This window comes from Rhodococcus sp. 14C212, from assembly GCF_011058195.1.
Lineage (GTDB): Bacteria > Actinomycetota > Actinomycetes > Mycobacteriales > Mycobacteriaceae > Rhodococcus > Rhodococcus aetherivorans.
On sequence record NZ_JAALEH010000230.1, the window covers coordinates 1 to 525 of the forward strand.

Sequence of the window (525 nt, forward strand, 5' to 3'; positions counted from 1 at the left end):
GAATTCGACGAGGCCGGCGGCGCCGCGGGACGCGATCGCCGTGTGCAGTTGTTGCTCGGTGATCGGTACGGCGTGCACCGCTCCGTCGGCGTCGGGTCCGTCGGCGAGGGTGGCCAGGGCTGCGGCGGTGGTCGGTCCGGCGCCGTCTCCGAGGGCGTCGGCGCCGAGCGCGAGCGCACCGACGGCGGAGGTGGCTGCGGGGGAGGCAGCCTGTTCGGCGGTGAGAGGACCGGTGCCGGCGTCGGTGGCTGCGGCGGCGACGGCCTCGAGGGCGGGAGTGGTGGCGTCGGCGTCGATGCCGGTGGGCAGGGCCAGGCGGAGGCCGGCCCAGCCGTCCAGGCCGAGACCGGCGAGGGTGCTGCCGTCGGACTGAAGGGAGGGCAGCTGGCGCCATCCGGTGCCGGTGGTGCTGAGGGCACGCTCGAGCTCGGCCGGGACGGCCAGCACGACCGGCGAGGTGGCGAGGGAGCGGGCCTGCCCGTCCAGGGCCTGTGCCGCGCGCGCGGTGGCGTCGCTGCTGAAGGG

The 525-nt window shown here is 77.1% G+C and carries 1 pseudogene; it reads right to left on the reverse strand.

Annotated features, from left to right (window positions below):
• Positions 1-525: pseudogene (locus G6038_RS30845) on the reverse strand (hypothetical protein); the annotation flags it as partial.